The 23,191-nt window shown below is 59.0% G+C and carries 22 protein-coding genes and 1 pseudogene; 17 read left to right on the forward strand and 6 right to left on the reverse strand.

All coding sequences use genetic code 11. The features are described from left to right. Positions 1-137: 137 nt before the first annotated feature. The gene (locus BVL55_RS09860; protein WP_075996748.1) at positions 138-1,418 is read left to right on the forward strand and encodes an acetylornithine deacetylase/succinyl-diaminopimelate desuccinylase family protein; all 1,281 of its coding nucleotides are present in this window, start codon (positions 138-140) and stop codon (positions 1,416-1,418) included. A 12-nt stretch (positions 1,419-1,430) separates the two neighbouring features. Here the strand turns inward: BVL55_RS09860 and BVL55_RS09865 are convergent, their stop codons facing one another. Continuing rightward, complete coding sequence (locus BVL55_RS09865; RefSeq protein WP_075996749.1) at positions 1,431-1,799, reverse strand: hypothetical protein; 369 nt, start codon at positions 1,797-1,799, stop codon at positions 1,431-1,433. 183 nt (positions 1,800-1,982) lie between these two features. Here BVL55_RS09865 and BVL55_RS09870 point away from each other — a divergent pair, with 183 nt between their 5' ends. The 4 genes from BVL55_RS09870 (at position 1,983) to BVL55_RS09885 (ending at position 7,082) form a co-directional block, all read left to right on the forward strand. Further along, the gene (locus BVL55_RS09870; protein ID WP_075998059.1) at positions 1,983-3,488 is read left to right on the forward strand and encodes an ABC transporter substrate-binding protein; all 1,506 of its coding nucleotides are present in this window, start codon (positions 1,983-1,985) and stop codon (positions 3,486-3,488) included. 83 nt (positions 3,489-3,571) lie between these two features. Continuing rightward, entirely contained in the window at positions 3,572-4,522 is a 951-nt protein-coding gene (locus BVL55_RS09875; RefSeq protein ID WP_075996750.1) for an ABC transporter permease, read from the forward strand. A gap of 71 nt (positions 4,523-4,593) precedes the next feature. Further along, positions 4,594-5,439, forward strand: coding sequence for an ABC transporter permease (locus tag BVL55_RS09880; RefSeq protein ID WP_075998060.1), 846 nt, complete (start codon positions 4,594-4,596; stop codon positions 5,437-5,439). Continuing rightward, positions 5,436-7,082 carry an ABC transporter ATP-binding protein gene (locus tag BVL55_RS09885; RefSeq protein WP_075996751.1) on the forward strand — a complete coding sequence of 549 codons (1,647 nt, stop codon included), beginning with the start codon at positions 5,436-5,438 and terminating at the stop codon, positions 7,080-7,082. The genes BVL55_RS09880 and BVL55_RS09885 overlap by 4 nt, the downstream gene beginning before the upstream one ends. 264 nt (positions 7,083-7,346) lie before the next feature. Here the strand turns inward: BVL55_RS09885 and BVL55_RS09895 are convergent, their stop codons facing one another. Continuing rightward, complete coding sequence (locus BVL55_RS09895; protein WP_075996753.1) at positions 7,347-7,784, reverse strand: tellurite resistance TerB family protein; 438 nt, start codon at positions 7,782-7,784, stop codon at positions 7,347-7,349. A gap of 454 nt (positions 7,785-8,238) precedes the next feature. Between BVL55_RS09895 and bmt the strand changes: the two genes are divergently transcribed. Next, entirely contained in the window at positions 8,239-9,255 is a 1,017-nt protein-coding gene (gene bmt, locus BVL55_RS09900) for a betaine--homocysteine S-methyltransferase (protein WP_075996754.1), read from the forward strand. Between the two features lie 4 nt (positions 9,256-9,259). Here the strand turns inward: bmt and BVL55_RS09905 are convergent, their stop codons facing one another. Both BVL55_RS09905 and BVL55_RS09910 read right to left on the reverse strand, forming a co-directional pair. After that, positions 9,260-9,982, reverse strand: a complete 723-nt coding sequence (locus tag BVL55_RS09905) for a hypothetical protein (RefSeq protein WP_075996755.1) — start codon at positions 9,980-9,982, stop codon at positions 9,260-9,262. A gap of 113 nt (positions 9,983-10,095) precedes the next feature. Continuing rightward, positions 10,096-11,663: pseudogene (locus BVL55_RS09910) on the reverse strand (trimethylamine methyltransferase family protein). Positions 11,664-11,946: 283 nt separating this feature from the next. On the opposite strand from BVL55_RS09910, the gene BVL55_RS09915 reads away from it, so the two are divergent. The 11 genes from BVL55_RS09915 (at position 11,947) to BVL55_RS09965 (ending at position 20,996) form a co-directional block, all read left to right on the forward strand. After that, on the forward strand, positions 11,947-12,504 hold the full coding sequence (locus tag BVL55_RS09915; protein ID WP_075996756.1) for a YeeE/YedE thiosulfate transporter family protein: 558 nt from the start codon (positions 11,947-11,949) through the stop codon (positions 12,502-12,504). Positions 12,505-12,507: 3 nt separating this feature from the next. Beyond that, positions 12,508-13,113 (forward strand): YeeE/YedE thiosulfate transporter family protein, encoded by a 606-nt coding sequence (locus BVL55_RS09920; protein ID WP_075996757.1) that lies wholly within the window; start codon positions 12,508-12,510, stop codon positions 13,111-13,113. 268 nt (positions 13,114-13,381) lie between these two features. Further along, on the forward strand, positions 13,382-14,074 hold the full coding sequence (locus BVL55_RS09925; RefSeq protein WP_075996758.1) for a corrinoid protein: 693 nt from the start codon (positions 13,382-13,384) through the stop codon (positions 14,072-14,074). Positions 14,075-14,122: 48 nt separating this feature from the next. Then, complete coding sequence (locus BVL55_RS09930) at positions 14,123-14,800, forward strand: hypothetical protein (RefSeq protein ID WP_075996759.1); 678 nt, start codon at positions 14,123-14,125, stop codon at positions 14,798-14,800. Between the two features lie 80 nt (positions 14,801-14,880). Continuing rightward, entirely contained in the window at positions 14,881-15,495 is a 615-nt protein-coding gene (locus tag BVL55_RS09935; RefSeq protein ID WP_075996760.1) for a DUF1638 domain-containing protein, read from the forward strand. Positions 15,496-15,526: 31 nt separating this feature from the next. Next, positions 15,527-15,982, forward strand: a complete 456-nt coding sequence (locus BVL55_RS09940; RefSeq protein WP_075996761.1) for a MaoC family dehydratase — start codon at positions 15,527-15,529, stop codon at positions 15,980-15,982. Beyond that, the gene (locus tag BVL55_RS09945) at positions 15,979-16,470 is read left to right on the forward strand and encodes a MaoC family dehydratase (RefSeq protein WP_244530480.1); all 492 of its coding nucleotides are present in this window, start codon (positions 15,979-15,981) and stop codon (positions 16,468-16,470) included. The genes BVL55_RS09940 and BVL55_RS09945 overlap by 4 nt, the downstream gene beginning before the upstream one ends. Before the next feature lie 115 nt (positions 16,471-16,585). Next, positions 16,586-16,888 (forward strand): virulence factor, encoded by a 303-nt coding sequence (locus tag BVL55_RS09950; protein WP_075996762.1) that lies wholly within the window; start codon positions 16,586-16,588, stop codon positions 16,886-16,888. A 77-nt stretch (positions 16,889-16,965) separates the two neighbouring features. After that, the gene (locus tag BVL55_RS09955; RefSeq protein ID WP_075996763.1) at positions 16,966-17,835 is read left to right on the forward strand and encodes a methylenetetrahydrofolate reductase; all 870 of its coding nucleotides are present in this window, start codon (positions 16,966-16,968) and stop codon (positions 17,833-17,835) included. A 106-nt stretch (positions 17,836-17,941) separates the two neighbouring features. Continuing rightward, positions 17,942-18,928, forward strand: a complete 987-nt coding sequence (locus tag BVL55_RS09960; RefSeq protein WP_075998062.1) for a methyltetrahydrofolate cobalamin methyltransferase — start codon at positions 17,942-17,944, stop codon at positions 18,926-18,928. Positions 18,929-18,953: 25 nt separating this feature from the next. Further along, a complete protein-coding gene (locus tag BVL55_RS09965) occupies positions 18,954-20,996 on the forward strand; it encodes an ASKHA domain-containing protein (RefSeq protein ID WP_075996764.1) in 2,043 nt (680 codons plus the stop codon). A gap of 21 nt (positions 20,997-21,017) precedes the next feature. Here the strand turns inward: BVL55_RS09965 and BVL55_RS09970 are convergent, their stop codons facing one another. Then, on the reverse strand, positions 21,018-22,151 hold the full coding sequence (locus BVL55_RS09970) for a carboxylate-amine ligase (protein ID WP_075996765.1): 1,134 nt from the start codon (positions 22,149-22,151) through the stop codon (positions 21,018-21,020). Between the two features lie 108 nt (positions 22,152-22,259). Further along, entirely contained in the window at positions 22,260-23,153 is an 894-nt protein-coding gene (locus BVL55_RS09975; protein ID WP_075998063.1) for a LysR family transcriptional regulator, read from the reverse strand. Positions 23,154-23,191: the final 38 nt, after the last annotated feature.

The following is a 23,191-nucleotide window of genomic DNA, read 5'->3' on the forward strand; positions in this document are numbered from 1 at the left end:
ATGCCCCTCACGCAAGAATAGCACAACCTTTACGCGGGTGAAGATAAAAAGCCCGTGATCGCCAATTCATTGAAATTCAAGGTAAACACAAACAAAAACAGGTTGATCGCGCAGGCTGCCCGTGGAAGCATCAAACCATGACCAGGCTATCTGACGGGCTTTTTCAACGCATCGACAGCAATATTGATGACCTCGTTGCGCTGACCTGCGATCTGGTGCGCTTTCCCACGGTCAATCCGCCGGGAGAAGCCTATGCGCCCTGCGCCGAGTACATCGCCAACCGCCTCAGCCGCTCCGGTTTCGAGATCATATTCGAGCGCGGCACCGGAACCCCCGGCGATAACGACCGCTACCCGCGCACGAATGTGATCGCCCGCCGCCAGGGCGCCCGCCCCGGCCCCACCGTACATTTCAACTCCCATATCGATGTGGTCGAAGCCGGGGAGGACTGGACCTGCGATCCGTTTGTGCCCACCATTGCCGGCGGAAAGATCTATGGCCGCGGCACCTGCGACATGAAAGGCGGGCTCGCCACCTCCATCATTGCGGCAGAGGCCTATATTGCCGCCAATCCCGATTATGACGGAGCAATAGAGATTTCCGGCACGGTGGATGAGGAGTCAGGCGGGTTCGGCGGCGTCGCCTATCTGGCCCAAAAAGGCTATTTTTCGAAGCCGCGGGTCGATCATGTCATCATTCCCGAGCCGCTAAACAAGGACCGCATCTGCCTTGGTCACCGGGGCGTGTGGTGGGCCGAAATCGAGACAAAGGGCGAAATCGCCCATGGCTCCATGCCGTTTCTGGGCGATTGTGCCGTGCGCCACATGGGCGCGGTGCTGGAGCGTTTCGAGCGCGATCTCTTTCCCATGCTTGCCGCCAAGCACACAGCCATGCCGGTGGTACCGGACGGTGCCCGATCCTCGACCTTGAACATCAACGCCATCCATGGCGGCCAGACAGATGACTATTCCGGCCTGCCGAGCCCGAACGTACCCGATTCCTGCCGTATGGTGATCGACCGCCGCTTTCTTATTGAAGAGGAGATAAAGGAGGTAAAGAAAGAGGTTGTCTCGATCCTGGAAGGCCTAAGGAAGGACCGCCCGAAATTCGAATATGCCATCCGTGACCTGATGGAGGTTCTTCCCATGATGACGGATCGCGACCAGCCCGTTCCCACAACTGTCGCTGCGGCGATTCGCAGTGTCATGGGCAAGGAACCTGAATACGTGGTCTCGCCGGGAACCTATGACCAGAAACACGTTACCCGCATCGGGCATCTGCATGACTGCATTGCCTACGGGCCCGGCATTCTCGATCTTGCCCACCGCCCGGACGAGTTCATCATCATCGCCGACATGGTCGAAAGCGCCAAGGTCATGGCGCTTTCTATCGATGCCCTGCTGCACCCTTCTAATTAGCAGCCGGATTACTTATGCAATGGCAACGGCCATCAGCCAGGTCACCAAGACATAAACGAACAGCACCGCCACTGCATAGCCGCTGTGGAAAGCGTTGAGCACCATTGCCGGCACATCCTTGGGCCCGAAATGCAGCTTGGAGGCGGCGGTGGGTGCCAGCACAAGCCATGCAAACGCCAGCAGAACGCCCCCTGCTCCACCAAGAAAGAGCAGCAAGGGGACCGGCACGGCGAAGATGACCGACCACAAATGCTTGGCCGGATTGCCAGCCACCTTCATCACCGGCACGCCTTTCAGCCAGTTTGCAAACAGCCCGGTTGCAAAACAGCCGGCAATCCCGCCCGCCACAATGCCCAGCCACACGCCCAGTTCACCATACATTCGCCCCTCCTTGCCATGATCGCCATCATGATTGTTGTGATGCAGCCGATTGTGCGCTGCGGCGGCGCAAACCGCAACCTGCCAGTACAACTGTAAACAGGCCGCAAGTTCCCGCAAAATCCGTTGCAACCGGTGCCGGGCCTGCCTATGCTCATGGCGGTTTTGTTTGCAAGGGAGGCATCCATGTCCGTCAACCGTTCGAAGAACGGGTTCGTGCGCAATATCGCGGCCGCAATTTTTGTTTCCACCGTTTTCGTTTCCACACCGGCACTCGCTGCCAAGGACACGCTGGTGATGGGCGTCGCGCTGGAGCCGCCCCATCTCGATCCGACGGCTGGCGCTGCAGCCGCGATCGACGAAGTCGTCTATGCCAATGTGTTCGAGGGATTGACCCGCATCAATGAAAACGGCGAGGTGTTGCCCGCACTGGCAGAAAGCTGGGAAGTTTCCGAAGACGGCAAGACCTACACCTTCAAGCTTCGCAGCGGCGTCAAGTTCCATGACGGAACGGACTTCGATGCCGAAGACGTCAAATTCTCACTGGACCGTGCCCGTGCAGAAGATTCGACCAACGCCCAGAAAGGCCTGTTTGCCGCCATTCAATCGGTAGAGGCAAGCGATCCGCAAACAGTCGTGGTCAATCTTTCCACACCGGCAGGCAGCTTCCTGTTCAATCTGGGTTGGGGCGACGCGGTCATCGTTGCTCCCGAATCGGCAGACGGCAACAAGGAAAATCCGGTCGGCACCGGCCCCTTCAAGTTCTCCAACTGGGCCAAGGGTTCGGCCATCGAGATCGTTCGCAACGATGAATACTGGGGTGAAGCCGTCGCACTGTCCAAGGCAACCTTCCGCATCATCCCCGATGCAGCAGCAGCGACCAACGCCCTGCTTGCCGGTGATGTGGATGCCTTTGCCAATTTCCCGGCCCCCGAGGCCCTGCCGCAGCTTGAAGCCGATCCCCGCTTTGCGGTGGTTCAGGGCTCCACCGAGGGTGAGACCATCCTGTCCACCAACAATTCCAAGGCACCGTTCAGCGACCCGAAGGTGCGCCAGGCGATTGCCCATACTCTTGATCGGCAGGCAATCATCGATGGCGCGATGTTCGGCCAGGGAACGCCGATCGGCACGCATTTCGCACCCCATCATCCAGCCTACAAGGCAGAACTGATCAACACCTATCCGCACGATACAAAAAAGGCCAAGGCCCTGCTGGCGGAGGCCGGCTTCCCGGAAGGGTTCAAGGCAACCCTGCAACTGCCGCCCCCCACCTATGCCCGCCGCGGCGGCGAAATCATCGCCTCCCAGCTGCGTGAAATCGGCATCGATCTGGAAATCATCCCCGTCGAGTGGAAACAGTGGCTCGAAGGTCCCTTCAAGGGCGACTATGACCTGACCATCGTTTCCCACACCGAGCCGATGGACATCGGCATCTATGCCAATCCGGACTACTACTTCAAATACGATTCGAAGGAACTCCAGGATGTCATCGCCAAACTCGATGTCACCGCTAACACCGAAGAACGCTACAGGCTGATGGGCGAAGCACAGACGATCATCACAACGGATGCGGTCAATGGCTATCTCTTCCAGCTTGCCAAATCCGGTGTCTGGAATGCCAGGATTGAGGGGCTTTGGAAAAACTCACCCGTCCAGGCAAACGACCTGACAGGTGTGCGCTGGACCGAGTGACCGCCTCTGTCGGCGTTGATTAAGGTGCACGGCGCAGTTGCCGCGCCCCTTGTTACAGGAGTGGCAACCATCACACGGAACGCATGAGCTATTTTGTCTTCCGCCGCCTGCTGTCGCTGATCCTGACGCTTCTGCTTGCCACCATCGTGATCTTTGCCGTGCTGGAAGTGGTTCCCGGCGATCCCGCCCGCCTGATGCTGGGGATCAATGCCACCGAAGATGCCGTCGCTGCGCTGCGCGAACAACTGGGCCTCAACCAGCCCTTGCTGACACGTTACTTTTCCTGGGTTGCGGGCTTGTTGCAGGGCGATCTGGGCCAGAGCTTCACCTATTCTTCATCCGTCACAGAACTGATCGGCGAGCGCATATGGGTATCGCTTCCCCTTGCCCTCATGGCGCTGTCGTTGTCGACGCTCATTGCCATTCCTGTCGGCCTTTATGCAGCCGCAAGACGCGGCAAGGCCAGCGACACCACGATCATGGCGGCAAGCCAGTTCGGCATCGCCATCCCCAATTTCTGGTTTGCGCTATTGCTGGTTTATGTCTTCGCCGTTCTGTTGCGGTGGGTGCCAGCCGGCGGCTTTCCCGGCTGGCAGGCCGGGTTCTGGCCGGCACTGAAATCGCTCGCACTTCCCGCAATCGCACTTGCCCTGCCCCAGGCGGCCATTCTTTCGCGCGTTGCCCGCTCCGCCCTGATCGAGGTGCTTGGTGAGGATTTCATCCGCACCGCCCGTGCCAAGGGGCTGACCCGCAGCCAGACCCTCTGGCACCATGCCCTCAGGAATGCGCTGATCCCGGTTGTCACCATCATGGGATTGCAGTTTGCTTTCCTGCTTGCCGGAACGATCATCATCGAGAATGTCTTCTACCTGCCGGGTCTTGGGCGCCTCGTCTTTCAGGCGATCACCCAGCACGATCTGCCGGTGGTTCAGGGCACCGTATTGCTGCTGGTCGCAAGCGTGGTGCTGACCAACTTCCTCGTCGATCTCGTCTATGCCTGGATCGATCCGCGCCTGCGAAAGGCAGCGCGATGACGGAACCCCGAAGCGATACAGGTGAGCGGCTGCCGCAAGCGGGCGGCAAGCCTGTTGGCCTCCTCCCCAGGATGCTGACCTCGCGCTCCTTCATCATCGGTGCGCTGATCACCGCAGCCATCGTTTTGATGGCGCTGATCTCCTTTGTCTGGACCCCCTATGACGTCACCAGGCTCATCGTGGCAAACCGGCTGAAAGCACCATCGCCGGAACATCTCTTCGGCACCGACCACTTCGGGCGCGATGTCTTCTCCATGATCATGGTGGGCGCGCGCAACTCGATTGCCGTGGCATTGATTGCTGTTGGCATCGGCATGACAATCGGCGTGCCGCTGGGAGCCTGGGCGGCAGCAAAGCGCGGCATCGCCGATGATGTTCTGATGCGCACCAACGATCTGATCTTCGCCTTTCCCTCCATCCTTTCAGCCGTCATGATCACAGCAATCTTCGGCCCCGGCGCGGTCAACGCCATCATCGCCATCGGCATCTTCAACATTCCGGTTTTTGCACGGCTGACGCGCGGCGCCGCGCTTTCCCTGTGGACACGGGAATTCGTTCTGGCGGCAAGGGTTTCGGGCAAGGGCGCAGCACGAATCTCTGTCGAACACATCCTGCCCAACATCGCCAACCTGCTGATCGTCCAGGGCACGATCCAGTTTTCGCTCGGCATCCTGGCAGAAGCCGGCCTCTCCTATGTGGGGCTCGGCGCCCAGCCGCCCATGCCAAGCTGGGGACGCATGCTGTTCGAAGCCCAGACCATGATGGCGATCGCCCCTCACATGGCGATCTTTCCGGGCCTTGCGATCATCTTCACCGTGCTTGGCCTCAATCTGATGGGCGATGGCCTGCGCGATGCCCTCGATCCGAAGCTGAGGGAAAGCGCTTCAGAAGAAAGCCCGCAAGGGGGTGATGGATGAGCCTGCTGTCGGTCAAGCACCTCTCCCTGGCCATCAAGGGCAAGCCGATCCTCAAACATGTGGATTTTCAGCTTGAAGCAGGCCGCATTACCGGCCTCGTTGGGGAATCAGGCTCCGGCAAATCGCTTACCGCACTGTCGATCATGCAACTGCTGCCGGCCGGATCACGTACCGGGGGTTCAATCCGCTTTGGTAAAAAGGAACTCCTCGATGCCGGCGAGGAAACCATGTGCGCCCTGCGGGGCGACGATATTGGCATGGTGTTTCAGGAGCCGATGACCGCGCTCAATCCGGTCAAGGCGATTGGCGAGCAGGTTGCCGAAGGCATCCGCATCCATGCCGGCGTTTCCAATGCCGAGGCCATGACGCGCGCAGCTTCAATCCTCACCCGGGTCGGCCTGCCACCAGAGCGCTTTCCGCTTTCGCGCTACCCCCACGAACTGTCCGGCGGCCAGCGTCAGCGCGTGGTCATTGCCATGGCATGCGCAATGCGCCCGAAACTGCTCATCGCTGACGAGCCAACGACGGCACTGGATGTGCTGGTGCAGGCGCAGATCCTGGAATTGCTGAAGGAACTGGTTCGCGAAGACGGCATGGCGATGCTGTTTATCAGCCATGATCTTGGCGTCGTGGCGGAACTGGCCGACGACATCGTCGTCATGCGCCATGGCGAGGTTCAGGAGGCAGGCCCGGCCATCGTGGTGCTGAAGGACCGTGCGCACCCCTACACCGCCCAACTGGCCGAGGCTTCCAGCCATGTCCCCGAACAATCCGAACCCTGGCAGGCAGAGGCGGGCAAACCTGCCATGTTGAAGATTGAGAACCTGGTCTGCGAATATCCGGGCCGCCGCACCTCGCTGTTTGCAAGGGCCCAGCCTTTCAAGGCAGTGGACGATGTCAGCTTTGAAATGCAGGACGGTGAAATTTTGGGCCTTGTCGGTGAATCAGGATGCGGGAAGTCAACCCTGTCGCGCGCCGTTCTCGGACTCATGCGGCCTGCATCAGGTCAAATCCTTTCTGCCGGCAAGGTGCTGAATTCGCCCGGCACCCTCAACACGCAAGGCATCGTTCATCTGGCGCAGGCGGTATTTCAGGATCCATATGGGTCGTTCAATCCGCGCCACACAGCCGAGCGGCTGGTCGCAGAACCGCTGTTCCTGGATAACATCGCTTCACGTGCGGAAAAACGCATGCAGGTGACCGAGGCGCTGGAAAGCGTCGGTTTGTCGGCCTCAGACCTTGGCAAATATCCGCATGAATTTTCCGGCGGCCAGCGCCAGCGCCTCGCCATCGCCCGTGCCATTGTCAATCATCCCCGGCTGATTGTCGCCGACGAGCCGGTTTCCGCCCTGGACGTTTCGATCCGTGCGCAAATCCTGGACCTGATCGTTGAACTGCGCGAGCGCAAGGGGCTTGCCTGGCTTTTCATCAGCCACGATCTGGCTGTCGTTCACGCCCTGTGCGACACGGTAATGGTGATGCAGCATGGCAGGATTGTGGAAAGCGGTCCGGCGAAGGCGCTCTATGCAGCTCCAGGTGAGGCTTACACCAAACAGCTGATTTCTGCTGCACCCGACCTTGCCGCTGCGCTTACCCGGCGCACGGAACCGGTCCAGGTCTTGAACTCACAAAAAGAAGCCTAGGCTGTATCGACATTTAGGTTTCGCACGCGGCGCGAGACGGATTTCGTCTCTGGCAAGGCGAAAAATCCGCCGTGGTGTGGCCCCACCACAAGGGGTTTTCAACGATGCCAGGGGCAAAATCCGCCGCGTTCTGCAAGAACAGGGGAAAGTCGCCCACTTCGGCGTCGCGGAACCTCGAAAGGATCAGGCACTGTTAGTATTTTCCGACGCTGCCCGAAGGGCAAGGAACCAAGTTCAAACGATTCCATTTAAGCCGGACACGCTCTAGTTTTCCTGCTCCACACTTTCCTCCCCGTCGGCGTCAAGGCCAAGCAGTTCGGCAGCGCGGGTCAGCATGTTGATTTCAAACTCGTGAAACTCCTGATCGGAGAGCGAAATTGCCTTCATGTCCTCGAAAATCTCGCGCCGCCGGGCAACCGGCAGTTTGCGGATGGGGCCGGTGAGCGGAAATGCCTCCGGCTGCTCCTTGGCGATCTGCAGCACTTCCTGCTCGAAGTGCATTAACTCGTCTTCACTGACATCCAGGCTTTGCGCCAGCAGGTTGCGGAAATACTGCAATTCCTGCGATCGCACACGCCCATCGACCAGTATCACCCGGTAATAGAGAACCGCAACGGCGGTGCGCATGTCCTCGCGCGTGATTTCAATGGACTGCGCCGGTTCTCCCAGCTTGTCCAGCAGATGCTTGACGGAAGCATACAAGAATTTCGCCCCTCTTTTTAAGCCGAGGCTACACGCAACCAGAGATTTCAGCAAGGGAGGACAACCGGGCCGAAAATGCTAAAAAACCGACTATCACCAGGCAAGAGCCGGGAAATAGTCGGTTTTGAGACGCTACAAGCCGGCATTGCCAGCCAACTGTATAGCCCCGGTACGCAGTACCTGATCCGGGGGTCGGTCCGGTTGCTGCCGGACACGCATTGAGTTTTATGCGAATAGTGTAAACAGGCGGTTAGAATTGGGTTACGGCATGATTAACAGAGAAGGTTTTTGCCACTGATCTGCAAAAAAGTTCCAGCAAGACCTGATTTGGCTGTCGCCCCTTCGGTTTTTCCCGCCCTGCGCCTGCCGGACCAACAAAACAGCTTGACCAAAGGGCGCAGGAAAAATAAATATAAAGAAATCTTTATATCCTCATATCACAAAGGGCATCGTGATGGATCTGCTTACCCGATTGCTGGAGGAAAAGGGTGTCCTTCTGGCCGATGGCGCAACAGGCACCAACCTGTTCGACATGGGCCTTACATCCGGTAACTCGCCGGAATTCTGGAACGACGAAAAACCGGAGAACATCCGAAAGCTGCATCAGGACTTTGTCGATGCCGGCAGCGACATCATCCTCACCAACACCTTTGGCTGCAACCCGCACCGCCTCAAGCTGCACAATGCCCAGGACCGGGTGTTCGAACTGAACGAAAAGGCGGCGCAAATCGCCCGGGACGTTGCTGAAAACGCTGAACGGCCGGTGGTGGTGGCAGGTTCGGTTGGCCCCACCGGTGAATTGCTCGTGCCGCTTGGCGCGCTGACCAAGGAAGAAGCCAAGCAGGCGTTCGTCGAACAGATGGAAGGACTGAAGGCCGGCGGCGCCGATGTGTTCTGGATCGAGACCATGTCCGCCGTCGACGAGATCGAGGCAGCAGCACAAGCAGCCGTGGAAGTCGGTCTACCATATGTGGTTACCGCCTCTTTCGACACGGCGGGAAAAACCATGATGGGGCTTGCGCCTGCAAACATGCCGGCAATGCTGGCAAGCCAGGACAGGGCACCCCTGGCCGTGGGTGCCAATTGCGGTGTCGGCGCATCCGATCTGCTGTCCTCCGTTCTCGACATGACGGCTGCCGATCCTTCGGCGATTGTGATTGCCAAGGCAAATTGCGGCATTCCCGAAATCCGGGGTGAAAATGTCGTCTATACCGGCACGCCGGAACTGATGGCCGATTACACAAAATTGGCCATGGATGCCGGCGCACGGATCATTGGCGGATGCTGCGGCACGTCCTGCAACCATTTGCGCTATATGCGCAAGGCGCTTGACGAGCATCTTGCCGTCGAAAAGCCTCAACGGCCGACCGTGGAGGAAATCGTTGAAAAGATCGGCCCGATGAAAAACGCTACCTCGTCGGCCAATGACGAGACACCACGCCGGGAACGGCGGGGCAAGCGGCGGGCTTGAAAGCTCACATCCTGGGGTGGTTAAACGCAGCCATGTGAAAGCGCAACTGTGCCTCATCATAGCGCCAGCCTGCACCAACCGGGCAGGCATTGCGTGCCGCACAGCCCAACGTCACGCAGTCCGGAGCACGGGCGCTGCCAAGATGGCCTCTGCAGGCAGCGGCATCAAAACCCTCCTGCCCGAACGCCCCGGCCGGACAAGCAGAAAGGCACGGCTTTTCAACGCACCGGTCACAGGGATGGAGGATTTTTTCCCCCGGTGACACGTTGCCCACCGCCTGCCCTGCCTGCGGCAAGACAATCGCAGCGCGCAAGGCGAACCACAATCCGTATTGGGGATGGATCAGCAAGCCAAGTGGTGAAGCGCTAATGCCCATTGCCCGTTTCGCCCAGCGCTGAAAGGGCCACAGCGGCTTGCCGAAAGGAAAAAGGCTTTCGACGTCCTCCTGCTCCTTCACGGTGAGTTGCCCAACGCTTTCAACAACGATGCGCCGGGTCCAGCGATCCAGCGGGTCGGATTTTTCATCACGGTATTCGGCAGATGCCGAAAAGTGCTGCCACAGGGAACCACCCGCATTGCCGAACAGCAATGCAGTCCTGCCGGCAAGATGCCGATGGGATTTGCTGATGATATCGCCCGGCTCGATCACAAAATCACCGAACCGGGCCAGACCATGGTCTGCCAGAAAAACACTCAGGCGGGAACCGGCGTGTATTGATCCCGCCATGTCTCGCACCCTTATTTCTTCACGCCCGTGGGCTCGGACAGATGCCAGACACTGCGGGTGATCTGGTTTCCCACGCGCCGGCGGCTCTGCGCTTCGCCGGCCGGGTCACCCTTTCAGCCAAATGCGTCAGGCATGGAATCCTTGCGCTTGTTCATGAACTCCTTCAGCGCTTCGTCAATGCCCTCATCCAGGGCCGGCGGCTGATAGGCCTCAAGCCAGGCACGGGCAATGTCATTGGCCTTCTGCTCGGTGCGCTTTGCCCCCTCGATCTCCCACTGTTCGAAGGAATTGTTGTCAGCAACGTTGGAGACGTGGAATGCTTCCTTGAAATTCGCCTGGGTATGGGCGCAACCGAGATAATGCCCGCCAGGGCCCACTTCGCGGATCGCATCCATTGCCTGGGCCGTTTCGGAGACATCAATCCCGCCGGCAAATTTCTGCGCCGCCGCAAGCTGGTCGCAATCCATGATGAACTTCTCGAAGGACGATACCAGCCCGCCTTCCAGCCAGCCCGCCGCGTGCAGCATGAAGTTTACCCCGCCCAGCATGGCCGGCCAGAGCGTGTTGGCGCTTTCATAGGCTGCCTGCCCATCGGGCATTTTTGAGCCGGTCAGCGAGCCGCCGGAGCGGAACGGCAGGTTGTAGCGGCGGGCAAACTGCGCCGCCCCCATCAGCACCTGCGCCGGTTCAGGTGTGCCGAAGGACGGCGCGCCCGACTGCATGGAGATGGCGGTTGCGAATGTCCCGAAGATGACCGGGGAACCGGGGCGGCAAAGCTGCGAAAATGCGATTGCCGAGGTGGCTTCGCACAATACCTGGGTGAGCGTGCCCGCCACCGTGACCGGGCTCATCGCCCCGCCGACAATGAACGGAGAAACGATGGATGCCTGATTGGCCCGTGCATAGGTTTTCAGCGCCCCCAGCATGGTGTCGTCCAGCACCATGGGCGAATTGCAGTTGATCAGGGAAACAAGCACGCAATTGTTGTCGATGAAGTCTTCGCCGAACAGCATCTGCACCATTTTTACCGTGTCTTCGGCCCGCTCGGGCGCCGTGACCGACCCCATGAAGGGTTTGTCGGAATAGCGCATATGGGTATAGACCATGTCCAGGTGGCGCTTGTTGACGGGAATGTCCACCGGCTCGCAAACCGTGCCGCCTGAGTGGTGCATGGCCGGCGCCATATAGGCGAGCTTTACGAAATTCTTGAAATCCTCGATCGTCGCATACCGGCGCGAACCCTCAAGATCGCGCACGAAAGGCGGGCCGTAAACCGGTGCAAACACGGTGTGCTTGCCGCCGATCACCACATTCCGGTCCGGGTTGCGGGCATGCTGGGTAAATTGCGAGGGCGCCGTTTTCATCAGCTCGCGGCAAAGCCCTTTTGGAAAATGCACCCGCTCGCCCTGAACGTCGGCACCGGCGTCCTTCCACATGGACAGCGCTTCCGCGTCACCGCGGTATTCCACCCCCATTTCCTCCATCAGGATATCGGCATTGTGCTCAATAAGCTCGATGGCCTCGGCAGACAGGATGTCGACCGGTTCCAGCTTGCGGTGGGCATATGGCAGGCTCGTCAGGTGAACCCCTGATCGTGCCGCCCTTCTGGCTGCCCCGCCGCCCCGCGCGCCCTGCCGCGGCGGCCTCCGTTTTCCTGAACTTCTGCAGCATCTTCGCTCATGGCAACGCCCGATTCTTCCATTTGGTTAGCTCTTTTTATCTGACCGGCAGACTACAGCAACTCGGCATTGCTTGCCGCAGCACCGGTGCACCTGCCTTTTGTTGCAAAATACCGGCTCGCCAAAGTCCCAATGACACCAAAAACGCCTCGTCTTGGCGCAATTACGATGCTGCACCCACGGCGCTTGCCTGCCCCAAAATGCAATTGAGGGAATTGACACCATGCGATCTTTTATATAAGTGATCACATATATTCGTGATCTCTTATACGAAAGGAGACTGTCATGTTAACCTGGAAGAACGGCGGAGTGGCCCTTGGCCTGGTCTTTCTGGCCGCCGTGTTGCTGGTCAAGCCGATAGGGGTTTCGACCCAGTTCGTGATTTTCGACGGGATTGTATGGGATGCCGTCAACCCGGCGGTCGTGGTTGAAAACAGCGAGGCAAAAAGCGGCTACGCCAGCCCCAATGCCTATCTCGACAAAAGCGGCGGTAAATACGCCGCAAACGTTGCCAACCCGATCAATTACAGCTTCATCTTTGCCCTTGCCATGGTTGGCGGCGCGTTCCTGTCCGGCCTTCTGCGCGGCGGTGTTGCAAGCCCTGAAAGGCAGATGCCGCAGATATGGCGCAGCAATTTTGGCGACAATCCGTGGAAACGCTATGCCGTGGCCTTCGCTGGCGGTTTCATCGTGCTGTATGGCGCCCGCCTTGCCGGCGGTTGCACCTCCGGTCACATGATGAGCGGCATGATGCAGACCGCTGTTTCCGGCTACATCTTTGCTGCCGGCGTATTCCTTGCCGGCATTCCAGCTGCAATTCTTCTCTTCAACAAGGAGGCATAAGCCATGACCACGATATTGCTTGCAATTCTCATCGGCGGTGCCTTCGGTTTCGTGCTTGATCGTGTCGGCGCCACCAATCCGGACTACATCATCGGCATGCTACGCCTTTCAAGGCTGCATCTGATGAAGACCATTCTTCTGGCGATTGGCGTTTCGTCCGTGCTGATGTTTGGCGGATTGCTGCTGGGCGTCATCGACCCGGGCCATTTGAGCGTCAAAACCGCTTATGCGGGGGTCTTTGCCGGAGGCATCCTGCTCGGCATCGGCTTTGCTGTCGCAGGCTACTGCCCCGGCACCGGACTTGCTGCCATGGCAACCGGGCGCAAGGACGCATTGTTCTTCGTCCTGGGTGGGCTGCTGGGCGCCGCCGCCTATATGGTAACCTATAACGGCGTCAAAGCGACCGGCATTCTGGACGCCATCCTGGGCGGCAAGGCAACCCTGGGCCAGATTGCGGAAACCGGCTATCCGTCGCTTTTTGCCATCAACGGCTCCCTGACCGGGATTGTAATCGGCATCGTCCTGATCGCCATCGCCGTCGCCCTGCCCTCAAGACTGCGCGGCGAGACCCTCAAAACGGTTCAAAAGGACGGCACCGAACACGCTTGAGCGCCATTTGGACCGATATATCACGAAAAAGGCGGGCCGATCGGGTCCGCCCTTTTCTTTGAATATCCCCGACAGGCCCAAATTCCTTCCCGATTTGCCATGCTGCCGTTCAGTCGCAAAAATTGAGTTTCTGGTCGCGAAACAAACAGGTGCGCCGTGTAAAAATCCTGCTATAGGGGAAGTTGGTGCTGCCGAAACGCATGTAGCTGCCGGCAGCAACCGCGAAAACCTTGCCCATGTGCGCCGATCGAACATAAGGATCCCGCCAATGTCCGATGATGAAATCGTCCTCTCCGAACTCAGCGATGAGGAACTCGTGCAGCAGATGCACGATGATCTTTACGATGGCCTGAAAGAGGAGATCGAGGAAGGCGTCAACATCCTGCTGGAACGCGGCTGGACACCCTATGACGTTCTGACCAAGGCCCTGGTCGAGGGCATGCGCATCGTCGGGATCGACTTCCGCGACGGCATTCTTTTTGTGCCTGAAGTGCTGCTGGCGGCAAACGCCATGAAGGCGGGCATGTTCATCCTCCGTCCCCTGCTGGCAGAAACCGGCGCGCCGAAGCTCGGCTCCATGGTCATCGGCACCGTGAAGGGCGACATTCACGACATCGGCAAGAACCTGGTCGGCATGATGATGGAAGGTGCGGGCTTTGATGTGTACGATCTCGGCATCAACACCGATGCCGACGAATATCTTGCAGCCCTTGAAGAGCACAAGCCCGACATTCTCGGCATGTCGGCCCTGCTGACCACGACCATGCCCTATATGAAGGTCGTAATCGACACCATGATCGCCAAGGGCATCCGGGACGACTATACCATTCTTGTCGGCGGCGCCCCGCTCAACGAGGAATTCGGCAAGGCAATCGGTGCCGACGCCTATTGCCGCGATGCGGCGGTTGCCGTCGAAACAGCCAAGGAATTCATGGCCCGCAAACACAACCAGCGTGCCTGACGGCAAAAACTCCCGGCAGCAATCCAAAAGCGCCGATAGCAATATCTGATGGAGCAATTGCCAGTTCGCAAGACCACACAGCAGGATTATCCGGCCATCTCGTTTGCCGGGTGCTTGGCCGCAATAGGTTTGTTGCTGGCCGCAACCATCGTCTCGCTCACCTCCGGCGCCAGCCAGGAGCCGTTCGAGACTATCGCTGACGCCGCTGCCTATGCCAGCGGTCTTGCAAAGGCTGAAACCGGCCTGCGAACCATCCTGTTTATCGACAGCCTGTTCATCATCGCCTATGTGACGGCGATCGGGTTCGCCGTTGCCGCTTTTGCATCCAGATGCCGCCCCGCAGCCTGGCTGGGCGGCCTGGCGATACTCGCTGTTGCAATCCTCGACATGCTGGAAAATGCCATCATGGCCCAGTCCCTCGACATGGCCGTTCTCGGCGCATCCATCACCCTTGAGCGCATCGCCTGGCAGGCTTCGCTCTCCGCCATGAAATGGCAGATGGCCGCCCTCGCCTTGTTCTCGGTCTCCTTCATCCTGCCTGATGAGAGCCTGCTTGAGCGCCTGCTTGTTTGGGGCCTTCGGCTGGGCTTGCCGCTGGCCGTACCGCTGTTCGTCATGGATGCGTTCGGCCTGCGCCAAATCGCGCCTGCCGGCCTTGGGCTCACCATGCTGGGCGGCTTCATCCTGCTGGCAGTTGTACTCCGCACCCATCTCAGGCAGACCTGAAATCCGATACAGATCAACCGCTTGGCCAAAAATCATGAATCAGGCTGACAAGCGCTTCCATCCGGCTGTAAAGTGACCCCATGGCCAAAGCATCCACCCCGTCCCCGGCAAAAATCCGCGTCATTGCTTGCGGCATGATCGCCCGCGAGGTGATGGCAGTGAACGAGCAACTGGGGTTTGATCACATCGATCTTAAATGCCTGCCGGCCGAATATCATCACTATCCCGAGAAGATTGCCCCTGCCATGGACAAGGCAATTGCAACGGCAAGGGATGAAGGCTTCGAGCATGTTTTCGCCGGCTATGCCGATTGCGGCACCGGCGGCGAATTGGACCGGGTGTGCAAAAAACACGGCGTTGAACGCATCGCCGGCCCGCACTGCTTTTCCTTCTATGCCGGCAATGCGGCATTTGCCGGGGAGGCAGATGATCTGATGACCACATTCTTCATTACCGATTTTCTTGCCCGCCAGTTCGATGCCTTCATGGTCAAACCCCTTGGCCTGGATCGCCATCCCGATCTTAAGGCGATGTATTTTTCAAACTACACCAGGGCGCTCTATCTTGCGCAAACCAGGGATGCCGAACTTGAGAAAAACGCCCGCGAAATTGCCGCCTATCTTGGGCTGGAATACGAATACCGTTATACCGGCTATGGCGACCTGACACCCGCCCTGGCCGCTCTCAAGCCCTGACCTGCACTGACAAGACCTGCCCGAAGCTGCCATGTCCTATCGCTATTACTATGAAGACTGCCCGCCGGGCACGGAAAGAAAGCTCGGCCCGCGCACCATAACGGCAGAGGAGATCATCGGCTTTGCCACCCGATTCGATCCCATTCCCTTTCATCTCGACGAGGCGGCAGGCAAAGCCTCCCTGCTCGGCGGGCTGGCGGCATCCGGCTGGCATGTCTGCTCGCTCGCCATGCGGATGATCTGTGATTCCTATCTCCTGGAATCGGCAAGCCTTGGCTCACCCGGCATTGAGGAATGCAAATGGCTGGCGCCCGTGCTTGCCGGCGACACCTTGCAGGGACGATCAGTGGTCGAAACCGCAAGACGGTCAGCCTCCCGCCCCGGCATGGGCCTGCTGGGCCTGCGCTGCGAGTTGTTCAATCAGAAAGACCAGCAGGTGCTGATGTTCAAAAACACCGGCATGATGGCACGGCGGGATGCCGCATGAACCATCACAGCGAAGCAGGTTTACCGCAATTCATGGTACCCGGCTGGTCTGGCTTTATTGGCGAACACACCTTTTTGGCAGAAGAGATCGTCGAGTTTGCCAAGGCCTATGATCCACAGCCCTTCCACATCGATGCGCAGGCGGCCAGGGCCAGCCTGTTTGGCAGCTTGTGCGCCTCCGGCTGGCATACCGCTTCGATGTGGATGCGAAAGCAGCGCGATTACACGCAGAAGTACCTGGCTGAGCGCGCAAAAAACGGCCTTCCCGCCGCCGAGTTCGGCCCTTCGCCGGGCTTTGAAAACCTGAAATGGCCAAAGCCGGTCTATGCCGGGGATACCATACGCTATTTCAACCAGACCACGGCCTGCCGTAAAAGCCGCAGCCGCCCCGGCTGGCACATCATGTCGGCCAGGAGCAGTGGCAAAAACCAGCATGACGAGCTGGTGCTGACCTTCGAAAGCGCCGTTATGCTGAAATATCCCGTCTGATCGGATATGATCGCGTTCAAACGCGGTGTCGCGATTGTTTGTTTGCGCGTCGTAACGTGCATAGTGCGCCACGCGCTTTCAAAGCATGACAGGCGCACAGAGTAAGGTGGCTTGAATGGCTCAACTGCAGATCGTCTACTGGCGTGACATTCCGGCCCAGGTCATCGTCAAGGCCGGCCGGCGCAATGTCGCAAAACGCGAACTGTCGCTGCGCTTTACCGAGGCGATCGACATGTGCGCCATGCGCTCGGGCGCTGCGGAAACCGACGATTATCTCGCCCAATGGCGGCGGGCCGATCCAGTGACCGTCAGCGATGACCTTGAGGCAGAAGCAGCGAAAGCCGCTGAAACTCTGGAAGCCGAATACGACAAGGAAAGGCTTGTACGATTGGTCAATGCCGGCGGCAGGGAGGCCTGACGCCATATCATGGGGAAATCCCCGCCCGACACCGCGGCCCGGCGCTTGCCGGCAGCAGATTCCGTGAGGAACTTATCATGACCAGCATTCCTTCCTCCATTGAGATTTCGCCCAAACAGGCCGTGGAAAGCGAAGACCTTCCGGGCCTGTTTCCAGCCGGAACCCGGGTCTACATCACCGATGTGGGCACCGACCCGGCCGAAACGCTTACCGCCGGCGCAAAGCGCGTTGGCGAACTCGGCTACAAGGCGGTTCCCCATTTCGCCTCCCGCCGCCTGACGACAAAGGCCGCCCTTGAAAACCGCATCGCCATGATGACGGCCGAAGCCGGTGTTACCGATGTGCTGGTGATCGGCGGGGGCCTGGAAAAGCCTGCCGGGGAATTCGCCTCCACCATGGAGGTCCTTGAAACCGGCCTGTTCGGGAAATACGGCATCACCCATATGGGCGTTGCCGGCCACCCGGAAGGTTCGCCCGACTTCTCGAACGACGTTGCCGCCGAAGCCCTTCGCCTGAAACAGGCCTTTGCTGAGCGCAGCGATATCGAAATGCGCATTGTCACCCAGTTCGGGTTTGATGCTGCCAGGTTCATCAACTGGGCAATGGACGTCAAGGCTTCCGGTGTTGCGCTTCCCGTTCATCTCGGCGTAGCCGGCCCGGCGAAAATCACCACCCTGCTGAAATTTGCCGCCATGTGCGGCGTTGGCAACTCGCTCAACTTCCTCAAAAAACGCGGCAATGCACTGATGGCGATGGCAGCCGGCTTTGATCCCGACGAAATCGTCAACCCGATCGAACAGCACTGGCAGGCCAATGGCGCTGAAAGCCCGATTGCCCAGATCCACGTCTTTCCGTTTGGCGGCATGAAGAAATCCGCCGAATGGCTTGTTTCTCGTGGCTCATGGGATATAAAGACATCTTTATATCATGACGCCGTAACGGCCTGATTGCCCGGATCGAACCCGGCAGGCCGTGCCGTTCAATACCGCCATCCGGCGGAGTGCCGGTGCACCCTTCAATCGAGACCGTTCCAAAACCCAGGAAATCGAACGAATGACACATACCATCGTCGCCTCCAAGACCAAGGAAGTCATCATTGGCTTTGACCAGCCCTTTTGCGTGATTGGCGAGCGCATCAACCCGACCGGCCGCAAGAAGCTTGCTGCGGAAATGCAGGAAGGCAATTTCGAAACGGTCAAGAAGGATGCCTGGGAGCAGGTTGGCGCAGGCGCCGCCATCCTCGACGTCAATGCCGGCGTTACCGCGGTTGACCCCAACGAGACCGAACCGCCGCTGATGATCAAGACGCTGGAAATCGTTCAGGAGATTGTCGACGTTCCACTGTCGATTGACTCCTCCGTGACCGGTGCCATTGAAGCCGGGCTTAAGGTCGCCCAGGGCCGGCCGCTGGTCAACTCCGTTACCGGTGAAGAGGAAAAGCTTGAGGCAATTCTTCCGCTGATCAAGAAATATGACGTTCCGGTGGTGGCAATCTCCAATGACGAAACCGGCATCTCCATGGACCCGGACGTGCGGTTCGCCGTTGCCAAGAAGATCGTTGAGCGTGCGGCCGATTTCGGCATCAAGCCCCACGACATTGTAGTCGATCCGCTGGTCATGCCGATCGGCGCACTCGGCGATGCCGGCCGGCAGGTGTTCACCCTGGTGCGCCGTTTGCGCGACGAGCTTGGCGTCAACACCACCTGCGGCCTGTCGAACATTTCATTCGGCCTTCCACACCGCCACGGCATCAACGCCGCCTTCATTCCCATGGTGATTGCCTCCGGCATGACTTCGGCGATCATGAACCCCTGCCGCCCGGCGGAAATGGAAGCCGTGCACGGCGCCAATGTGCTCAACGGCACCGATCCGGATTGCGCGGCATGGATCAGAAAATACCGCGATTATGCAGCCCCCCAGGGAACCATGCCGGCAACCATGGGCGGTGCCCAGGACGTTGAAATCAAGCCAGGCTCCAATCCGGCGACCCAGAGCGGACGCCGACGGGGCGGCCGCTCTGCACGCAGGGGGTCGGCATAGGGCCCGCGCCCTGCTATCAGGCAGAATGGACAAGCGAAACGACAGCACCGATCCTCTCGTTCTATTCATGCCTTCGGGCAAGCGCGGACGCTTTGCCAAAGGCACCGCCATCCTCGATGCGGCGCGTGAACTGGGCGTTTATGTGGAATCGGTATGCGGCGGGCGCGGTATCTGCGGCCGCTGCCAGTGCGAAATCCAGACCGGCCATTTCGCCAAACACGGCATAACCTCCGCCGCAGAAAACATTTCTCCCCTTGGAGCAAAGGAACTTCGCTACGCTGAAAAGCGCGAGTTGAAGGAAGGGCGCCGTCTTTCCTGCTCGGCCTATGTCGAGGGTGATCTCGTTGTCGACATTCCGCAGGATTTGCAGGTCAATGCGCAACTGGTCCGCAAGGCCGATGACGGGCGCCATATTGAACGCAATCCGGCGATCCAGCTTTGCTATGTCGAGGTCGAGGAACCTGACATGCACAAACCCCTTGGCGACCTCGACCGGCTGAAGGCGTCACTGGAAGCCGATTGGGGCTGGTCCGACCTGATGGTGGATTCCCACCTTCTGCCCAACATCCAGAAAATCCTTCGCGACGGGGAATGGAAGGTTACTGCTGCCATTCACCGCGACATGGACTCTTCCCGGCCCTCATTGATTGCCCTTTATCCCGGCCTTCACAACGAAGGCTATGGCGTTGCCTGTGATATCGGTTCAACGACCATCGCGCTGCACCTGGTTTCGCTGCTTTCAGGTTCCACCATTGCCTCTACCGGTACGCCCAATCCCCAGATCCGCTTTGGCGAAGACCTGATGAGCCGGGTTTCCTATGTGATGATGAACCCCGACGGACGGGAAGGCATGACCACTGCTGTGCGCAATGCCATCAACGGCATGATCGAAAGCGTCTGCACGCAAGCCGGCATAAACTCCACCGACATCCTCGATCTTGTCTTCGTCGGCAATCCGATCATGCACCACCTGTTCCTCGGCATCGATCCCACCGAACTGGGCGGCGCTCCCTTTGCGCTTGCTGTCTCCGGTGCCGTGCATTCCTGGGCCAGCGATCTCGACCTGCGCATCAACAAGGGGTCCAGGGTCTACATGCTGCCCTGCATCGCAGGCCATGTGGGCGCCGATGCAGCGGCGGTAACCCTGTGCGAAGGCCCTCACCGGCAGGACAAACAGATGCTGGTGGTCGATGTGGGCACCAATGCCGAAATCGTCCTTGGCAACAAGGACCGTGTGGTTGCAGCCTCCTCGCCAACCGGACCCGCCTTTGAAGGCGCGGAAATCTCCTGCGGTCAGAGGGCTGCACCCGGCGCCATCGAGCGCGTACGCATTGATCCTGAAACCCTGGAACCCCGCGTGCGGGTCATCGGCTGTGAAAAATGGTCGGATGAGGAAGGCTTTGCCGAAGGCACGGCCACGACCGGGGTTACCGGCGTATGCGGCTCCGCCATCATCGAGGTGGTTGCGGAAATGTTCCTTTCCGGCATCATTTCCGAAGACGGTGTCATCGACGGAGTGCTTGCTGCAAAGTCCGACCGCATTGTCGAAGATGGCCGCACCTGGTCCTACACACTCTGGCGCGGTGAACCGGAATTAACGATCAAGCAGACCGATGTTCGCGCCATCCAGCTCGCCAAGGCAGCGCTCTATGCGGGCATTCGCCTGCTGATGGACAAACAGGGCATTGACCACGTCGATACGATCAGCTTTGCCGGCGCCTTCGGCACCTTTATTGATCCCAAATATGCCATGGTGCTGGGCCTCATCCCCGATTGCGACCTCGAAAACGTCAAGGCGGTTGGCAACGCTGCGGGCTATGGCGCCAAGATGGCCTTGCTAAACCGCAGCTATCGCCGCGAAATCGAGGAAACCGTGCGCCGGATCGAGAAAATCGAAACAGCGCTCGAACCCGATTTCCAGCAGCATTTCGTCAACGCCATGGCGCTGCCCAACAAGGCCGATGCATTCCCCAAACTGGCCGGGGCGGTCAAACTGCCGGAGCGAAAAAGCCTGCAATCGGCTGGTGGCGAGAGCGGCGGGCGCAGACGGCGCCGCAACAGGGGATAGCGCCCCTTCCAGCCAGGCTCACTACAGGCCCTGGCTGAATTCCGATGCCAGCGCCTTTACCACTTCCTTCAGCGCCTCTTTGGGTTCGGCGCCGTTTTCCATGGACCTGGCATAGACCGAACGCTGACGCGCGGCGCTGTTGCCCTGTTTGAGGATATCCCGGGCCCCTTCCACCTCCTTAAGACAGGAAAGCGCCTCCGCGTGGGGCCGGCACAATTCGATCATTTCTTCCAGCAGTTGCGGATATTCGATCACCTTGCCGCGGCCAAAGTCGATCAACCCCTGTGAGGTGCCGTAGCGCTGCGCCCGCCAGCGGTTTTCGCCGATCAGAAACTCGCTGTATTGCCGCCAGCGCTGGTTATGGTTTTTAAGTTCACACAGCATGCCGGTCAGCGACTGGATCAGTGCGGCAATGGAAAGCGTGTGTTCGAGAACGGGCGTTACATCGCAGATGCGCGCCTCAACGGTGGGAAACCGCGCCGAGGGCCGCAAATCCCACCAGATTTTCGAAGAATCCTCAATGAGGCCGCTGTCGATGATGATCTGAACCGATCGCTGGAATTCCGAATAGCTGTTGAAGGCCGGCGGCAGACCGGTGCGCGGCAGGTTGTCGAACACGGTGAGGCGGTAGGAGGCAAGGTCCGTATCCATGCCCTGCCAGAAGGGAGAAGAACACGACAGCGCCAGAATGTGGGGCAGAAAATAGGAGAGCTGATTGGTAACATCGATGCGCAGATCATCATCGCTCAACCCCACATGAACATGCATGCCGCAGATCAAGAGCCGCCGCACCACACCGCCAAGATCGCGCTGAAGCGTATTGTAGCGGTCCTTGTCGGTATGATTCTGGTATTGCCAGTCGGCAAAGGGATGGGTCGAGACGGCTAGCGGAGCAAGCCCGTATTCATTGGCAACGCGCTTGATGGTCTTCCTCAAATAGCCAAGGTCTTCGCGCGCATCCCCGATGGTTTCGCAAACCCCGGTCCCCACTTCGATCTGGCACTGAAGGAATTCCGGGCTGACCTTCGCTTCAAGCTCCTTCATGCAATCGCGCATCAAGGCATCGGGCGCAGCCGCAAGGTCCAGGCTTTCCTGGTCAACCAGCAGATATTCTTCTTCAATACCAAGCGTCAGCGCCGGATCGGACTTGTGCATAACAAGACCATGCCAACTGGTTGGTCCCGGCGCAAGTCCGTCATTTGGCTAAGAATTTTTCTCCGTTTGTGCCGCTTGCTCAACCATATCGTGTCAAACAACTCACATCTAGGCAGTGGACCGCTCGGCGAAGGTCGCCCGCAAGTGCTCTGCAACCGCTTCCACTGCAGCAACCCGGTTTGGCGTTTTGATCATCCCGACCGCGTAATCCCCAAGGGGAGGAAGATTGCAGCGCCCCTCAATGGGAACGATGTCACCCGAGCAGGAGGAAAGCGGCAATGGCGCAATCGCCAAGTCTGCCCGCAGAGCAGCTTTCTGGGCAGAAATATAGGCACTCTTGAACACTTCGCTGTAACGGGTCCCCGACCCCTGCAATCCTTCCACGGCCGCCTTTCGCCAAACACAACCCTCTTCCCAGACTGAGATCGGCAAGGGATCCTTTTCCCATGCAATGCCACCCTTGACGCCAGCCCACACCAGTTTTTCGCGGAAAAGGGTTTCCACCTGCAATCCCCGATAGTCTGCGTTGTTGCTGGTGATAATGGCGATTTCCATCTCACCTGCGCGAATCCGGTTGGCCAGTTCCAATGAGTTTTCAATCGTCGCTTCAACCGTGATGAAGGGGTGCGTCTCGGCAAACCGCTTCAGCACATTGGGGAGAAACTGGTCGGCGCAATGATCGACCGCGCCAAGCCGCACCACCCCCTCCACATCCGGCGTGATGAACTTGGCAACGACATCTCGGTTCAGCGCCAGCACACGGCGGGCGTGTTCCAGCAAAATCTCGCCATCGGCCGTAAGGCGCACCGAACGCGAATCGCGCTTGAAAACCTGCTTTCCCAGAATCTCCTCAAGTTTCTTGACCTGCATGGAAACCGCGGAAGGCGTACGGAAAACCGCTTCAGCAGCAGCAGAGAAATTGCCGGTTTCGGCAATCGCCACCAGGGTTTTCAGAAGGTCCAGCTCAAGCAGTGGCAATTGCGGTATATGATGCGTGTTCATGATGGTCACCAGATTTGCACACGAAATGTCCACCAAAC

The sequence above is a fragment of the Salaquimonas pukyongi genome (genome assembly GCF_001953055.1).
Lineage (GTDB): Bacteria > Pseudomonadota > Alphaproteobacteria > Rhizobiales > Rhizobiaceae > Salaquimonas > Salaquimonas pukyongi.